This is a genomic window from Paenibacillus sp. FSL H3-0469 (genome assembly GCF_038051945.1).
Lineage (GTDB): Bacteria > Bacillota > Bacilli > Paenibacillales > Paenibacillaceae > Paenibacillus_AQ.
The window spans coordinates 394,902-411,721 of the sequence record NZ_CP150302.1 but is presented as its reverse complement, the minus strand read 5'-3'; the positions used below and the strand labels follow the sequence as shown (position 1 = coordinate 411,721).

Annotated in this window: 15 protein-coding genes; 5 read left to right on the top strand and 10 right to left on the bottom strand. The window is 52.5% G+C overall.

The features are described from left to right. Positions 1-113 precede the first annotated feature (113 nt). From NSS83_RS01905 to NSS83_RS01895, 3 genes are all read right to left on the bottom strand, one after another. A complete protein-coding gene (locus NSS83_RS01905) occupies positions 114-710 on the bottom strand; it encodes a GNAT family N-acetyltransferase (protein WP_341186016.1) in 597 nt (198 codons plus the stop codon). Positions 711-770: 60 nt separating this feature from the next. After that, positions 771-2,684 (bottom strand): threonine--tRNA ligase, encoded by a 1,914-nt coding sequence (gene thrS, locus NSS83_RS01900; RefSeq protein ID WP_341186017.1) that lies wholly within the window; start codon positions 2,682-2,684, stop codon positions 771-773. A gap of 652 nt (positions 2,685-3,336) precedes the next feature. After that, positions 3,337-4,065 carry an HAD family hydrolase gene (locus tag NSS83_RS01895; RefSeq protein WP_341186018.1) on the bottom strand — a complete coding sequence of 243 codons (729 nt, stop codon included), beginning with the start codon at positions 4,063-4,065 and terminating at the stop codon, positions 3,337-3,339. Between the two features lie 73 nt (positions 4,066-4,138). On the opposite strand from NSS83_RS01895, the gene NSS83_RS01890 reads away from it, so the two are divergent. Then, positions 4,139-5,194 (top strand): hypothetical protein, encoded by a 1,056-nt coding sequence (locus tag NSS83_RS01890; protein ID WP_341186019.1) that lies wholly within the window; start codon positions 4,139-4,141, stop codon positions 5,192-5,194. Here NSS83_RS01890 and NSS83_RS01885 read toward each other — a convergent pair. Together NSS83_RS01885 and msrA are read right to left on the bottom strand one after the other, a co-directional pair. After that, on the bottom strand, positions 5,175-6,545 hold the full coding sequence (locus NSS83_RS01885) for a glycoside hydrolase family 64 protein (protein ID WP_341186020.1): 1,371 nt from the start codon (positions 6,543-6,545) through the stop codon (positions 5,175-5,177). The genes NSS83_RS01890 and NSS83_RS01885 overlap by 20 nt on opposite strands. Positions 6,546-6,748: 203 nt before the next feature. Next, positions 6,749-7,264, bottom strand: a complete 516-nt coding sequence (gene msrA / locus NSS83_RS01880) for a peptide-methionine (S)-S-oxide reductase MsrA (RefSeq protein ID WP_341186021.1) — start codon at positions 7,262-7,264, stop codon at positions 6,749-6,751. A 360-nt stretch (positions 7,265-7,624) separates the two neighbouring features. On the opposite strand from msrA, the gene NSS83_RS01875 reads away from it, so the two are divergent. After that, positions 7,625-8,185, top strand: a complete 561-nt coding sequence (locus tag NSS83_RS01875; RefSeq protein ID WP_341347556.1) for a TetR/AcrR family transcriptional regulator — start codon at positions 7,625-7,627, stop codon at positions 8,183-8,185. Between the two features lie 84 nt (positions 8,186-8,269). Here the strand turns inward: NSS83_RS01875 and NSS83_RS01870 are convergent, their stop codons facing one another. From NSS83_RS01870 to NSS83_RS01855, 4 genes are read right to left on the bottom strand one after another with little or no spacing between them, the layout of a single operon-like run. After that, the gene (locus tag NSS83_RS01870; RefSeq protein WP_341186023.1) at positions 8,270-9,286 is read right to left on the bottom strand and encodes a Gfo/Idh/MocA family oxidoreductase; all 1,017 of its coding nucleotides are present in this window, start codon (positions 9,284-9,286) and stop codon (positions 8,270-8,272) included. A 38-nt stretch (positions 9,287-9,324) separates the two neighbouring features. Next, complete coding sequence (locus tag NSS83_RS01865) at positions 9,325-10,413, bottom strand: Gfo/Idh/MocA family oxidoreductase (RefSeq protein WP_341186024.1); 1,089 nt, start codon at positions 10,411-10,413, stop codon at positions 9,325-9,327. Continuing rightward, on the bottom strand, positions 10,410-11,186 hold the full coding sequence (locus tag NSS83_RS01860; protein WP_341186025.1) for a sugar phosphate isomerase/epimerase: 777 nt from the start codon (positions 11,184-11,186) through the stop codon (positions 10,410-10,412). Before NSS83_RS01860 ends, NSS83_RS01865 begins: the two co-directional genes overlap by 4 nt. A gap of 52 nt (positions 11,187-11,238) precedes the next feature. Next, the gene (locus tag NSS83_RS01855) at positions 11,239-12,402 is read right to left on the bottom strand and encodes a Gfo/Idh/MocA family oxidoreductase (protein WP_341347555.1); all 1,164 of its coding nucleotides are present in this window, start codon (positions 12,400-12,402) and stop codon (positions 11,239-11,241) included. 159 nt (positions 12,403-12,561) lie between these two features. Here NSS83_RS01855 and NSS83_RS01850 point away from each other — a divergent pair, with 159 nt between their 5' ends. Continuing rightward, entirely contained in the window at positions 12,562-13,401 is an 840-nt protein-coding gene (locus tag NSS83_RS01850; protein WP_341186027.1) for an AraC family transcriptional regulator, read from the top strand. A 188-nt stretch (positions 13,402-13,589) separates the two neighbouring features. On the opposite strand, the gene uxaC is transcribed toward NSS83_RS01850, so the two are convergent. Beyond that, complete coding sequence (gene uxaC, locus NSS83_RS01845) at positions 13,590-14,999, bottom strand: glucuronate isomerase (protein ID WP_341347554.1); 1,410 nt, start codon at positions 14,997-14,999, stop codon at positions 13,590-13,592. 154 nt (positions 15,000-15,153) lie between these two features. Between uxaC and NSS83_RS01840 the strand changes: the two genes are divergently transcribed. Beyond that, entirely contained in the window at positions 15,154-15,846 is a 693-nt protein-coding gene (locus NSS83_RS01840) for a GntR family transcriptional regulator (protein ID WP_341347553.1), read from the top strand. A gap of 47 nt (positions 15,847-15,893) precedes the next feature. Beyond that, entirely contained in the window at positions 15,894-16,748 is an 855-nt protein-coding gene (locus NSS83_RS01835) for an SDR family oxidoreductase (protein WP_341186030.1), read from the top strand. The last annotated feature ends 72 nt before the right edge of the window (positions 16,749-16,820 follow it).

The window sequence follows — 16,820 nt, the reverse complement described above, 5'->3', positions numbered from 1 at the left end:
CAGGCCTTATCCTTTGCACTTCAGCTCCGAAACGTCTCATAGCGAGACTATAAGGTCGCCGGAGTCCGTTACGCTGCAAAAAGTGGCGTTTTTGCGGGGATAAGATCTCTCTACTAATTGTACTTCTCATTCACTAGATATAGCAGATTCTGCTTCACCGCAGGCCATTCCTCATCAATAATACTGTACAGCACATTGTCCATAACCGTACCGTCAGCGGTGATCCGGTGCTTGCGCAGAACGCCCTCCAAGGCCGCTCCAATCCGCTCAATGGCCCGCCGCGAGCGAAGATTGTCACTGACAATGGAGAAGTCTACCCGGATCAGCCCCAGCACCTCGAAGGCGTATTGCAGCAAAAGCAGCTTCGACTCCGTATTCACCGCTGTTCTCCAGTAATCCGTTGAGATCCAGGTGCAGCCGATCTCTGCATTACGATGCGTACGATCCAGATGCATTAACCTCGTAGTCCCTAAGATTCGGCCGGATGCCTGCTCCACCATCACATAGGGCATATCCTTGCCTGCTGCCTGATTCGCCAGAGCCGCATCCACTAGTTGTCCTGCCTCTTCCTCAGAGCTAATCCGTCTCCAGGTGTATTCCCAAATTAGCGGATTGTGCAGCACCTTGGTAAGCTCAGGTTTATGCTCCGCCGTCAAAGGCACAAGCCGGATTACGTTGCCTTCATGCTGCACTGTTTCTATTGCCGTCACCTGATTTCCCCCTATATCTTTTTACCTGTTATACTTCTCACCTGTTATATATGAAGCGATTTATTCCCATCCGTCAATCTTAGCAGTCAGTTGCTGAATGAACTCCGGCACGCCCAGTGTGAATAATGTGTTCTCCGCACGGCTTCGTACCGAGATTGTCCCGTCATTCTGCTCCTGATCTCCCAGCACCAGCATATAAGGGATTTTCTCCAGCTGAGCTTCACGGATTCTGTAGCCCAGCTTCTCATTCCGGGAATCTACCTCCACCCGCAGTCCGGCTGTTGCCAGCTGTCTTCTGACCTGCTCGGCATACTCGTCATGAACCACAGAGACTGGCAGCAGCTTAACCTGCACCGGAGACAGCCACAGCGGGAACGCTCCGCTATAGTGCTCTGTAAGAATACCCATGAACCGGTCAATGGAGCCGAACACCGCACGATGAATGACAACCGGACGATGCTTGTTGTTATCTTCGCCAATATAAGTCAGGTCGAACTTCTCGGGCATCTGGAAATCCAGTTGAATGGTACCGCATTGCCAGCTCCGCTTCAGGGCATCGAGGACATGGAAATCAATCTTCGGTCCGTAAAAAGCGCCATCTCCTTCATTCACCCGGTACTCGATTCCATTCTTCTTCAGCACCCGCACAAGCGACTCTTCCGCCTGATCCCAGAGCTCTTCGGAACCCATATAGTCCTCCGGGCGTGTAGACAGCTCGACCTTGTACTCGAATCCGAAGATGGAATAGAACTGATCGATCAGCTCCAGCACCCTTGTAATCTCGGACTCAATCTGCTCCGGCAGCACGAACAAATGGGCATCATCCTGGCAAAAGGTACGGACCCGCATCATCCCGTTCAGCGCGCCGGAGGATTCATGGCGGTGAACCTGGCCGTATTCCGCAATACGGATCGGCAGATCCCGGTAGGAACGGAGGCTGTTCTTGTAGATCAGCATGTGTCCCGGACAGTTCATCGGCTTCAATGCAAAATCTGTCTCATCCACCTTCGTGAAATACATCTCATCCTTGTAATGATCCCAATGTCCGGATTGCTCCCACAGACGGCGGTTCATCATCAGCGGCGAGCGGACCTCTTCGTACCCGTCGGCACGCTGCAGCCTGCGGGAGAAATCCTCCAGTGCTGTGCGGATCAGCATCCCTTTGGCCAGGTAAAACGGCATTCCGGGCGCTTCCTCGGAGAACATGAACAAGCCTAGCTCCTTGCCCAGCTTGCGGTGATCCCGTTTCTTCGCTTCCTCCAGCAGGTGCAGATGCGCTTCAAGTGCCGCAGCGCTCAGGAAGGCTGTGCCGTATATCCGCTGAAGCACCTGATTGTCAGCATCCCCGCGCCAGTAGGCACCCGCAACACTAAGCAGCTTGAACGCCTTGATCCGGCCAGTGGAGGGCAGATGCGGCCCCCGGCAGAGGTCCGTGAATTCGCCTTGCTCATATAGGCTGATTACCGCGTCCTCCGGCAAATCCCGGAGCAGCTCCAGCTTCAGCGGCTCTTCCTGCTGTTCAAAGAACTGCACCGCTTCCACCCGGCTGACCACCCGGCGCCGGATCGGCAGGTTCTCCTTGATGATCTTCCCCATCTCCCGCTCAATCGCAGCAAGATCCTCGCTGGACAGAGGCTGAGCAATATCTATATCGTAATAGAAGCCGTCCTCGATCACCGGACCAATGCCCAGCTTCACGTTCCGTTCTCCATAGATCCGTTTGATGGCTTGGGCCATCACATGGGCTGTGCTGTGTCTGTGAATCATCAGCCCGTCGCTGCTGTCCGCTGACACGATCTCCACGAGGCTGTCCCCTTCAACCGGACAATCAAGGTCAACGAGATTGCCATCGATTTTGCCGGCTACTGCATTCTTCCTTAGACTTACGCTAATCGACTCCGCAATCTGCGCAATTGTGGTGTTACGCGAATACCTCCTACTTGCTCCATCCGGCAACTGCACTTGAATATCCATGATTTTGGCCTCCATTTCTTGAGTGTATATAAGACGCACTTAGGATCGGAACTAGAAGCGTAATTGTCACTACGGTGAACATTTGGACTTCCAGCCGCTGTTGTCAACAGATTTCCTGATTCAATCCGCAATTTGCGGGTAAAATCCGTTGACAAAGGCGGACGCTACCGCTCCTCCAGTTCCAAATTTCCCCTTCGTTTCTTTTCGCTTTTTGTTATTTATTAAGTGCTTCTTATATTAGGTTAGTATATAAAAACACAAAAAAACGCATCTCATCCCGGAAAGGGACGAGTGCGTCTTAAGCTCGTGGTTCCACCCTAATTCGACTATACGTCACTTAACCCCCGGCTGTTCGGCGGAAATGTGATCAGTACAATCCTCATGGCATCCGTTAACGGGGATGGGGCGGTGACATTTACAGCCTCGCTAACAGCAGGAGGGTTCAGTGTCACGGCTATAGAGGGGTAACATCCGGCTGGTCTCTGTAAGAAGCTCTCACCTTGCACTTCTCTCTCTGGTCAGTCCTCACGGGATATCCTGTCTCTGGTCATTGCCTTGGTTATGGTGTTGCTGGTTACATAATACGCACGGTCTTCGCCAGAAGTCAATACCGCGCTGAAAAAAACTTAAAAGTCACTGCCCGCTTGACCACTTAAATCTTTAATCCGTTCAGCTCATTCCTCTGTATCCGCAGGATAATATCCCCCACTTCTTCCACCGTATGCGCAATATAATCCGCTCCGGCCGCTGTTAATTCTTCCTCGGAACCATAGCCGAACAACACGCCCACTGAGGCTACGCCGCAGGCTTTTGCACCGATAATATCATGCTCCCGGTCCCCGATCATCAGCGACTGCGAAGCAAGCAGATTATTCTCATCCAGTACATGCTGAATCACCTCGCGCTTCTTCGAGCGTGTTCCGTCCAGATTGCTGCCAGCCGCGTACTTGAAGAACCCGTCCAGCTCATAATGCCGGAGGATCTGCTCTGCGAACACAATAGGCTTGGAGGTTGCTACATACAGCTCGAATCCCTTGGCCTTCAAGCTCTCCAGCAGCTCAGGTATGCCTGGAATCACATGGTTCTCGAACATCCCCAGCGTCCGGTAACGCTCCCGGTAGAACTCCACAGCCTGTGCCGCTGCCTCTGCTGTGAAGCCTTGAATTTCGATGAAAGAATCGTATAACGGCGGACCTATGTACGGAATCAGCAGGTCAGGATGCTCCACCTCTATGCTGAATTGGTTAAGCGCATACTCCACGCTTTTGGTAATGCCTTCCTTGGGGTCAGTCAATGTGCCGTCCAGATCAAATAAGATGTGCTTCAAGCCGTTCTTCATCTCTTCCGGATGCTCCCTTCGTGTGCAATTGCTATCTATCATACCTTTCTTCCTGTTTATTTTCCATCCTCAGGATGCTATAATTCAGGGCAATTCGAGGAGCAGGAGGAATATCATGATACTGCTTAATCCCGCCACAATACTCATAGGCGACTATCGCTTCGCCGCAAGGAACAATGCCGGAACTGAAGTTGTTGTATATGACAAAGAAGGCAGAGTGTACCGCCTGGATGCGGACTTCACGCCTCGTGAAGCCGGACAGCTCTATAACTTGCAACCGCTTAACCTGGACTCTCTTTCATTCCATCCTGAGCGGGAGCTGGCGGCTTTCATTATGCAGGATGCGGTAATGGGCACAGGAGACTTTACGGGCCGCTTGCTATGGAGCAAAGCCGGGCCGTATGTCTGTGTTCTTTTCTCGCGTGATGGGGGTCTAATCTGGTCTGTAGCCAAGCTGGACGGGGAACATCTGCGGATTTCGGTGTTTCATAGCGGGGACGGAACGTTAGCACATTCACTAGACTTGGAAGATCCCTTCGGTGACAGTGCGCTGCGGCTGATGGATATCCCAGGGGCGGAGGCTGTGACACTGGAGCTTGCGGCTGGTCAGGATGGTATATCTGTGTACGAATTATCTATTCAGCAGGACGGGTTACATAGCAGGGAGATGTTCCCGCAGGGATGTTATATTGCGCCGGCTTGGCATCCTGACGGCCGTCAGCTGTTCACCTTGGAGAATGATACGCAGATGTACGCCCGGTTCTCCTATCCAGCCTTGGAGCTGCTACAGGAACAGGGCCCGCACGAAGGGGACTACGAAGATGAGTATGAGGAAGAAGACAATTATCCGGGGTATGGCATGCTCTATCTTCAGAACGGTCAAGCCATCACGCAAAATACGAATGAACGCTTCTTTCTGTTTGATCCTGGAACGATGGAACGGATCGTTGAATGGGCTTTTGCCGGATATGAGCCCGTGCCTGCGAGTGTAGTTTTCCCTTCAATGGATGATGATCCTTCCCTGTACTCCCAGCTTCAATCGTGTGAGAGAGTCGGCAGCCTGCTTCTATTCAGGACCGGCTCTCTACACGATACCCCTCATTTGCTGATGATTGAGGAAGCTGCGCTGCTGGAAACCATCGGCTCTATGCTTACCAAGCCACGCGGATAATCAAGCCCTTAGGGTCACCAACTTCCAGGTAGGCTGCTTGGCCGTTCACATCGTCATACGGGAAGCCGTATGCCAGTCCGCTGATGCTGTGATCATGCCAGAATTTTGCATAAAAGTTGGCGGGAGCCGCATTGTAATAGTTCGCTACGTTGTTCCAGTTACTGGTGGTGTAGACATGGCGGTTGATCGCAGCGGAAGTGGCGGCATCGATTAGCGAACCGTCATTGCGCAGAATATCCTGGGTGCTATAGCTGGAATACCCTGCGAAGTAATTCGCATTGGCTCCACCGGCTTTGAAGGATCCATGGACTGGAGCAATAATCCGGTAAGGCGCCTGATCGGTTGCCAGCGATTTGAAGGCCGCAGGAACTTCATTCTGGTATTTGGTGAAAATCCCGGCCCGCGTCTCCGATTCCAGTTCGCCTACCGTCTTGTCATAACCGCCGGACAAGCCGACCAGCCGGTGCTGGATCGGGAAGCCGAAAGCATCTACACGGGTGGTATTGCCATGATAGCCTGTAGCATCCACCGTGAATTCAACGAAGTCGAAATAGAGATTACGGTTAGGATCAGTCGGATTATCGATATCCGGTCCGGCAAAGCCGTCGTCATAGGTCTTGATGTACAGCGGCGTGCCTACACTGAGGAACATGCGGCCGGAGGTAATTTTGGGCAGTGTAACCCAGGAAGCCTGATTAATCGTGTGATAGATATTAGCATAATTCACACCACTCTTGGTCAGATGGCCGGAAGCATTGTTCAGCGCATTCGAGATCGGAATGAGATTGCCATTCAGGTCCAGATAACTCCATTTGCCATTGGCCGGGTTGATGCCGAGCACCCCCCAGTAGATCTGGCTGTCAGGATAAGCGCCGCCTGTTCCGTTCATGACCTTGACGGAGACAGAGCCTGCAGGCGGTGTCGGGATTGAAGAAGCAGCAATGGAATAAATGGAGCCTGAAGAGCCTGACGGCGGAGTTGTCGGCCCGGTTGTTGGCGCAGTTCCGGCAGTGTAGCTAAACCAGCTAGTGTCGTAAGCCGGAGTGCCGTTGTTGTAGGTGAAGAAGTAAGAAAGTGCTGTGCCGCTGGCGATTCCTGTAACCACCTGCTCATAACGCGCTTTACTGTTGTTATAAGTCATACGGTAGTTAAGCTGGGTACCTGAATTTACTTTGTAATGCACATCGGTCCAGCTCGTATTGACTGAAGATTTGAACCAGATGGTTGCCGAGGTTCCCGACAGGTCTACTCCTTGGGTAAAGTCTGCAGCGGCTGCTTTGGAATTGAACAAGGGCAGGCATGAGAGCAGAAGCACGAACGCAAGCATCGTCATTAGCCATTTTTTGGACATCCTAACATTCCTCCTGAATGATATTGGCATTTCTGTATCCGTTTACAAATATGATTATAGTAGCTCTGGTAACTATTTAGTAGGCACAGAATTTCGGATTTTGGTTCCCATATTTTGGTTTGGTGCTGCAAAAATAGCAAAAAGCCCTTAATTCCCAGACGCCTGGTTATTAAAGGCTTTTTTACGCTTCAACATCTTATTCGCTACTCCCAATGCTGCGAAATAAAGGTATCCCGCCCGGACTGCTCGCGGTCCTCTTTATAGTGCTTCGGATTCTTCTTGTGATAGTCCTGATGATAGTCTTCTGCCGGATAAAACACCGGCGCAGGCAGAATCTCTGTCACTACCGGAAGCTCGAAACGGCCGCTAACCGCCACCTGCTCCCGGGAAGCCAGTGCAGCCAGCCGCTGCTCTTCCGTATAATAGAATACCGCCGTGCGGTACTGCGTTCCCCGGTCCTGAAACTGTCCGCCGTCATCCGTCGGGTCAATCTGCGGCCAGAATAGCTCAAGCAGACGCTCATAAGGGAATAATTCCGGATCATAAGTGATCTGCACTACCTCGTAGTGACCGGTTGTCCCTGTCTTCACCTGCTCATAAGTAGGGTTATCTACCGTTCCTCCGGCGTAACCTGATACAATTCCGTGAATGCCGGGCAGCTCTTCGAACGGTGTAACCATACACCAGAAGCAGCCTCCGGCAAACATTGCCTGTTCCATAGCCATCCTCCCACTCCCTGTCTCTCATCTAGTGACTCATGTTACATCCTGTACTGAAGATAAAGCCTAATAACCTGAAAGTCAATTTGATCGCTAGGACTGATTGCCCATAGATAAACTTTAGAAATAGAATATTTATTCTATTGATAGTTCAGAAAGAGAATAATTAAACTTCAAGTATGTTCGGAATGGAAATTCCTTTTTGCAGAATAATGACTAGAATATAGCTTTTCTATTGTCTGTTTCACCACAAAATCTATCTTTTTGATACTTTAAGGCGGAATACATATTCTGTTAATTGACAATTCCTTGCAGGGGATGTACTATTTTATAGAATGATTTTTCCGCTAATGAGGTGTAATGATGGGTAAACGCGATGATATTCTTCAGGCAACCCTTGATTTGATTACTGAAGAGGGCTTACAATCTGTTACTTTTGCCAAAATATTCAAGAGAGCCAATGTCGGCTCCAGCACATTCTACCACTATTTTGAGAACAAAGAGCAACTGGTCAATGAGCTGTACCAAAAGGTCCGCATACATAAAAATGAGTTCGTCATGAACGGCTATGATCCCGGGTTAACAATCTACGAGCGTGTGAAGAGTCTCCTGAAGAATACAGCCACCTACTCGCTTCACTACCCCAAAGAGGTTGATTTCACAGAGAACTATTGCTCTTCGCCCTATATTTCAGAGGATTTGCGGAACACACCCGCTCCCTCCACCTTAGAGATTTTCTCCATCATTGAAGAAGGCCAGCGGCAGGGAATCATCCGGGAAATGAATGTATGCCTGTGCTATCAGCTGATCTACGGAATATTAATTGCTGTGATCAAAGGCTATTTGGACGGAAAGTATCCGCTTAACGAACAGCAGATTCAGCAGACCATTGAAGCTTGCTGGCTTGCGATTAAGCTATAACGGCTAACACAAATAAGGCTATCCCTTAAGCAAAACTCTGCCTAAGAGACAGCCTATATTCCGGCATCAGCCAGTTGATGAATACTAGACCTGAGGAACCAGATTCCGGCTCCCCGAGGACTTATAGATCTCTGCAATCAGAGTGAGCGCCTTGATGCCCTCCGCACCGTCAATCCAGAACCTGCGGCCTTCACGGATATGGTCGTAGAAGTCATGAATTAACCGTGAATGTCCGCTGCCCCAGTAGGATTTCCCTCCGCTGCTGATGCTCTGCGGCTCATAGAGCAGCGTCTCCTGACCATTCTTCCACAGATAGAGGCTGTCCCGGCGCTGCTGCAGAGTCCCTTGCTCGAAGACCAGCTCCAGCTCCACCGGTGAATTAGCCTGATACGCATTGGTCCCGTAGAAGAGTCCGCGCACTTTGTTCTTGAAGTCGATACACGCATGCGCGCTGTCTTCGACCTCAATGACATCGTTCAGCACATCAATGCTGACACTGCCTTTCACGGAATCAATGTCACCGCCGAACCATTGCAGCAGATCCAGGGTATGGATAGCCTGATTGATCAATACCCCTCCGCCTTCCGTAGCCCAGCGGCCTCTCCAGGGACTGTTCGTGTAGTACTCCTCCGTCCGGGTCCAGGTCACCAGGCCCTTCATGCAGAGGAGATTGCCCAGGCTGCCGGAATCAATCACTTGTCTGATCCGCACCGAAGGTTCATTATAGCGGTTCTGGAATACTACACCCAGTTGTCCCGCAGAATGCTCCGCCGCCTCCTGCATTAAGCGGGCAGAAGGCACATCCAGCGCCATAGGTTTCTCGGTCAGCACATGCTTGCCGGCCTTCAGCAGCTCCACCGCCATTCCGGCATGCAGATGATGCGGCGTGCACAGATGGACGATGCTGATATCTGCTCGCTCCAGCAGCTCCCTGTAATCTGTCAGTCCTTCACATTCGTAATCCTGAGCAGACTGTGCTGCCTGAACAGGGTCACTGTCCACCACGGCTACCAGCCGCGCATTCCGGGTGGAAGCAATGGCTCTGGCATGCAGCGGGGCAATCGCCCCGCAGCCGATAATCGCTGCTCCATTAGTATTCATCTTAACCACCTTCCGATCTTCTGCTAGCTGTCCTGCACCTATTTAAGCGTATCCGGGGTCAGATTCACCGCTTGCCGCTGCGCTTCCAGACACAGCTCAGCCGCCTTGAACGCATGCTCCTGGGTCATCGCCTTCTCCGTCCGTTCCAGACAGTCCAGAATCAGCTCACCGAAGAACGGGAAGCCAATCTTCCCGGCTACATGCTCATAATGCTCGCCCTCACCGTCTACCCAGAAGACATGATCCGGGGTGCTGGAGCGGCCGATATCGCTGTATTTGCGCAGTTCAATATAGCCTTCCGTACCGAGAATGATCGTCCGTCCGTCGCCCCAGGTCCCCAGCCCTGCAGGAGTGAACCAGTCCACACGAAAATACTGCGTAGCCCCATTGTCCCCAACCAGTGTAGCATCCCCGTAATCCTCCAGCTCCGGGTAAGCCGGATTGTTGTAGTTGGCGACCTTGCTGTGCAGCACCTTGGCATCACGGCAGCCCGCGTAGAAGAGGAACTGTTCAATCTGATGGCTGCCGATGTCACAGAGAATGCCGCCGTATTTGTCACGCTGGAAGAACCATTCCGGCCGGCTGGGTGCATTTAACCGGTGCGGCCCCAGCCCCATCACCTGAAGCACGCGGCCAATCGCCCCCTGCTGCACCAGCTGACCGGCATAAACAGCGCTCTCTACATGCAGTCTCTCACTGTAGTACGTCATGTATTTCCGTCCCGTCTTCTCCACTTGAAGGCGTGCTGCTGCGAGCTGGTCCAGAGAAGTAAACGGAGATTTGTCCGTGAAATAATCCTTCCCGTGTGCCATCACCCGCAGACCGAGCGGACCACGCTCCGAAGGAACGGCCGCTGCTGCTACGAGCCGGACCTCAGGATCTTCAAGAATCTCTTCAGCAGAGCGTGCGGCTCTGACGCCGGGATACTTGTTCTGGAACGCTTTTACCTTCTCGGGGTCAGGATCGTATACCCACTTCAGCTCGGCTCCCGCTTCTACCAGTCCGTTGCACATTCCATAGATATGCCCATGATCCAATGCCAGCGCTGCGATTACGAATTCACCCGGTCCCACCACAGGCTTCGCCTCATGTACCGGAGCATACATCATTCCATCCTTGCGGCTCATGCTTTCACCTCCAATCTGGAATGCAGATTCCGGAGACTGATCTCCAGGCTCTCGAACGGATCACGCTGGCACACATCCTGCTCCACGATATGCCACTCCACACCTGTCTTGCGGCAAGCCTCAATAATCGCTCCATAGTTCATATTGCCTTCGCCGATCTCGGCGAACACAGGCTTCTTGTTCAGAATCGCCATATCCTTGAAATGCACAGCTTGCATTCTGCCTTCCACTTTATGAATCCACTCTACAGGATCTCCGCCTCCGGCCTGCACCCAGTACAGATCCAGCTCGAACCCGAAGACCTCCGGATCACTCTCCTTCAGCATCACTTCCATGCCGGTCAGACCGTCAAACCGTTCAAATTCAAAATCATGATTATGATACACAAATTGCAGGCCATGCTTTTCCTTAAGCGTACGCGCAATGCCTGAAGCCAGTTTGGTGAAGGTACGATAGCCTTCCTGACTGGTCTGGTATTCCCCTGGCAGTGAACCAAGACCGATGTATTTGCAGTCCCACAGCTTATGCTCGGCAGCGAGCGCATCCAGATCATTCACCAGCCGGTCCCAGGGAACATGCGTCGCACATATTTTCAGATTAAATTCATCCGCATATTCCTTCACCAGCTTAGGGTCCATCGGACCGATCCCGGAGATCTGGACAGCCTGGTACCCGATGCTGCTCACCTTCCGCAGGCTCTCCCGCAAGGCTTCCGGCGTCTGGGTATATTCTCGCAGGGTATACATTTGGGCGGCAATTGTTGAACGGTTCATTGCATTCATCACTCCTAGATAAGTTTGAGTTGCGTAAGAGAGTAAGGTTAGTCTAGTGGGTGCCCGATACATCCAGGGCTTTCTGGCTGACCGGCGCTTTCTGAAAAGTAGAATTCTCCACCTGCTCCATCAGCTTCTCATAGAACAGCTCACTGTCGATCGGCAGGTCCACCCAGTCGTCGGTCCATGCGGACAGATACATCGCATTCGACAGAGTCAGGCCGTGAATGCCCTCTTCCCCCGGAGCCAGCAGCGGCTCCTCATGCAGAATCGCATTGGTGAAGTTGCGCAGAATCCCCTTATGCTGCTCTCCATTCCCCGAGTCCACCGGAATCTCGCATTTCCAGCACTCCGGTGCTCCGAACCCTCCGGTATATTCCGCATTGAACTGCGGCTCAGGAGTGCGAAGGCGGAAGAAGGTCAGCTTGCCGTCTTCAATAACGATTTTCCCGTTGTCGCCTGTAATCTCGAACCGGTTGGTCCCTGGCGCTTCGCCTGTAGTGGTGATGAACAGCCCGGTTGCACCGTTCTCATATTCCACATAAGCGGTGACATCATCCTCCACCTCGATATTCCGGTACTTCCCGAACTGGCAAAAAGCGCGTACCCGCTTAGGCATCATCCCGGTGGTCCACTGCCAGAGATCAAGCTGGTGCGGGTCCTGGTTCAGCAGTACCCCGCCGCCTTCCCCGCCCCAGGTTGCCCGCCAGCCGCCGGAATCATAGTAGCTCTGAGAGCGGTACCAATTGGTGATAATCCAGTTCGTACGCCGGATCTCCCCCAGCTCCCCGGACTGGATCAAGTCTCTCAGCTTCTGATAGAGCGGGTTAGTCCGCTGGTTATACATAATGCCAAACTTGCGGTCAGACTTCGCTGCGGCGTCATTCATCTCCTGTACTGCCTTCGTATACACGCCTGCGGGCTTCTCAATCAATACATGCAGCCCGTAGCCCAGCGCTTCGATCGCGAGCGGCGGATGGTCATAATGCGGGGTGGCAATCATCACCGCATCAATGATCCCGGACTTGAACAGCTCCTCCGGCGACAAAAAGCGCTGCACGCTATCCGGCAAATGCTCCTCTGCCCAATCCAGCCGCTCAGGGCTGCTGTCGCATACCGCTGTAAGCTCAGCTCCCTTAATATCACTCAGCAGACTCTGTGCATGGGTCCGCCCCATATTGCCTACTCCAATAATTCCAAATCGTACCTTATCCATCTCCCAGTCCCTTCCTGAAACAGTTTATGATATGAGGATAACCCTATTTGCCGGTGGTGACCATGACTGTAATTAAGGTATATTTGTATAATAATAAGATGCATTGGATAAATGAAAGCGTTATAATAGCTTTATAGCCTTATTTGAAGGAGTCCTGATATGAATATGACTGCGAAAGGCAATGGCAATTTGACCGGACGCCTGCTGCACAACCTGACGGTTACCGTTACCCATGCCCAGTTAACCAGCAGATACCCGGGCTGGAACCGGACGAATGAGACCCCTGCCTTCAACCGGCTCTACTACATTGATTCCGGCGAAGGCAAGGTGATTATCAACGGAGTGGCGTACTATCCGAGACCCGGACAGCTGATGATTATGCCCGCCGGTTCCACCCAGACTACAGATACTTCACGTAGTGATCCTTATACACGCTACTATTGCCACTTCGATGCGAAGATTGGGGAATGGCCGCTGTTTCATTCAGCGAATAAGCTCTATATCTGTGATGTGCCTGACCCGGAGGCCACCCGGACGATGTTCGCGGAGATGATTGATTGGTTTCAGGATACCGGCTTCCTCGCTACCCTTCGGACGCAGGCCGCGCTGCTTACACTGCTGTCCCTCTGTCTGGAATCTGGAGGCTACAGCAATTTCCTTGACGATCTGACGCATACAAGCGACCAGGGTAAGCTGGCAAATGTGCTGGGCTACATCGATCAACGGCTAATGCGGCCGCTGACGGTGGAGGAGCTGGCAGAGCGGGTCCATCTGCACCCGAACTATTTCATTCCCTACTTCAAGAAATTCATCGGTGTTCCGCCGATGCAGTATGTCCAGCTGAAACGGATGGAGCTGGCCAAGAGGCAGCTCTCCTACACCGATTTCAGCATCTCAAGTATCGCCGAGCAGGTCGGCATGGAGCTGGCCCACTTTTCCAAGGTGTTCAAGAAGTCGACCGGCGTATCCCCTTCTGCTTACCGGAGCAGTACGAGATAGAATGCACCGGAAGTATCAGAACGTAATGACCCTGCGAGTATTCTAGGCACGCTGCTCATTTTTATGCTGGTGTTGTGCCTTGAAAGACATCATTCCTGAATAATAAAAAAATCAGCACGCCTCTCTAGGAGACCTGCTGATTTTTTATGCTTTTTCAAACAACGGATGCTATGGTGCACTCCCGATCTCTATTTGATCCCGAAATACGCATCCGCATTGTTGTAGCATATATTCTCAATTGTCCGGCCGATCAAGGTATAATCTCTCGGCAGGTCTCCCTCTTCCATCCACGTTCCAAACAGGTTGCAGAGAATGCGACGGAAGTATTCATGACGCGTGAAGGAGAGGAAGCTTCGGGAGTCTGTCAGCATGCCGACAAAAGGACTGATCAGGCCGATGCTTGCGAGCGCCTTCAACTGCTGCAGCATCCCCTCCTTCTGATCATGGAACCACCAGCCGGAGCCCATCTGCACCTTGCCCTTGATGCCGGCCCCCTGGAAGTTGCCAATCGCGGTGGCGATCATCTCATATTGCGAAGGTTTCAGTGTGTAGACGATAGTCTTCGGCAGCTGTCCGCTGGCATCCAGCTCATTCAGCAGCGCGTTGAGACTGCGGGCCATATTGAAATCCAGAATTGAATCGAAGCCGCTGTCCTTGCCGAGGGTACTGAACATCCGTGCGTTGTTGTTGCGCAGCGCTCCGATATGCAGCTGCATGCTCCAGCCCCGCTCATGATAGAGTCTGCCTAATTTGATCAGCGTATGGCTCTGGAACTTCTGTTCCTCCTGCGGGCTGATCTCTTCCCCTTTGAAGGCCCGGGCGAATATGTAGGCCGCTTCATGCTCTGTAGACTGGGCATGCGGCAGCTCGCCGAAGGCCTGATCCGACAGCCGGCAGCCATGCTCATGGAAATAATCGATCCGCGCCGTCACAGCCTCGAGGAACCCGGCGTAATCGTGGATCTCAAGACCGCTCGCCTCACCAAGCAGGCCCACGTATCCGCTGAATCCTTCATCACGGATGTTCAGTACCCGGTCCGGTCTGAAGGTCGGGGCGACTACCGTCTGAAGTGCGCTATCCTTCTTAAGCTGAATGTGATGCTCCAGTGAATCAATAGGATCATCCGTTGTGCAGACCACATTGACATTGAGCTTTTTGAGAATGCCCTGCGTAGTCAGATCATCTCCCTGGAGCTGCTCATTGCAGCGTTCCCACACACTCTCCGCTGTCTCCCCGGAGAGCAGCTCGTCGATCCCGAAGTAACGCTTCAACTCCAGATGAGTCCAGTGGTATAGCGGATTGCCCACCATCTCAGGCAGGGAGCGCGCCCAGACCATGAATTTGTCTTTGTCCGGCGCATTCCCGGTAATTAGCTGTTCGTCGACACCCAGCCAGCGAAGCGCCCGCCACTTGTAATGGTCCCCGGATAAGGCGAGATCAGCGATATTGCGGAACCTGCGGTTACTGCTGATCTCCTGCGGATTCAGATGACTGTGGAAATCGTAAATCGGCATTGCGGCGGCATAATCGTGATACAGTCTCTGTGCACTTGAACTTAACAGCAGCCAGTCGTCATGAATAAAAGATGAGGTACTCATATTGTTCTCCTGCCTCTCGTCTATGATATTGGCGGGCCACGGATACCGTCCTGAAACGAACGGCAGACGCTTCTGCCCGTAAGCACTACCATACTACCATACAAGTATGGTAGTATGGTAGTGCTTACAATAACTATAACAGGAGGGTTACACGATGGAATACACTATAGGTACACAAGCACTCTCCACAAGGGACATCGTGTATCGTTCACTGAAGAATCAGATTCTGCTGCTGGAGCTGCCGCCCGGAACCGGGATTTCGGAGAAGGAGATTTCGCTGAAGTTCAGTGTCAGCCGCACTCCGGTCAGGGAGGCTTTTGTCCGTCTGGCCCAGGAGGGCCTGCTTGCCGTATATCCCCAGCGGGGGACGGTGGTCTCGCTGATTGATTCCGAGCTCGTGGAAGAAGCCCGCTTCATGCGCGAGCATCTGGAGCGGGCGGTCATCTGGGAAGCGTGCAACACCTTTCAAGCCAGGAAGCTTATTGATCTGAAGGCCAATCTGGATAAGCAGAAGCTCTGCATCGAGGACCAGGACTATAAAGAAATGTTCATGCTGGACGAAGAGTTCCATCATGTGATTTTCATGGGCTGCAATAAAAAGAACACCTGGGAGGTCATCCAGCAGATCAAGGTTCACCTGAACCGCAGCCGGATGCTCAAGCTCACGGCAGATCACAACTGGGAGCATCTGTACCGGCAGCATTATAGTCTATATGAAGCGATTGAGCAGCATAATATTCTACAAGGGGATCAGATTATGCAGGAGCATATGGCCTTGACAATCGCCGACCAGGAGATGCTGATGGAGAAATATCCGCAATATTATAAGCAAAGATCCGCAGACTGATAGAACCTGACGCTAATCATACTTTCACCAAGAAGGGTTGGATCATTATGACCGAGTTGGCATTACAGCCTGCACTGGCAGGCAAGATTGCTGTAATTACCGGAGGAGCCGGGGCCCTTTGCAGCGCCATGGCGCTGGAGCTGGCCCGCCAAGGCATGAAGGTCGCTATTCTGAACCGTACGGAAGCCAAGGGAGCGGCTCTGGCTGCACAGATCACTTCCGGCGGCGGCCAGTCTCTGGCCTTGGCCTGCGACGTTATGGATGCCGGGAGTGTCCGGCAGGCAGCAGATGAGATCCACAAGCAGTGGGGTCCCTGCGACTTGTTAATCAATGGAGCCGGTGGCAATCAGCCTTCGGCGATTACCACCAAGGAGACCTTGGAGCCGGGAGATTTGGAGAATCCCGATATTGTCTCCTTCTTCGATTTGTCTGTGAACGGCTTCCGCACGGTCCTTGACCTCAATCTGACCGGAACATTAATTCCAACCCAAATCTTCGCCAAGCAGATGCTCGGACGCCCTGGAGCTGCGGTGATCAACATCTCCTCCATGAGCGCCGCTTCGCCGCTCACCAAGGTTCCGGCTTACAGCGCGGCCAAGGCAGGCATCAACAACTTCACACAGTGGCTTGCGGTGCATCTGGCAGAGTCCGGCATACGGGTGAATGCCATCGCCCCCGGCTTCTTCGTCACGGCACAGAATGAACAGCTGCTGAAGGACCCGAAGGGTGAATTAACCGAACGTTCGCTCAAAATCATCTCCCAGACCCCGATGCGCCGCTTCGGCACACCGGAGGATCTGCTCGGCACCCTGCTCTGGCTGGCCGATGAGCACATGTCCGGGTTCATTACCGGCATCACTGTGCCAGTGGATGGAGGCTTCATGGCCTATTCCGGCGTGTAGGCCTGAGATATCAATAACAAAAAACCTGAACCTCGTTTTCTGAGGTTCAGGTTTTTTGTTCAGCCGCGAAGT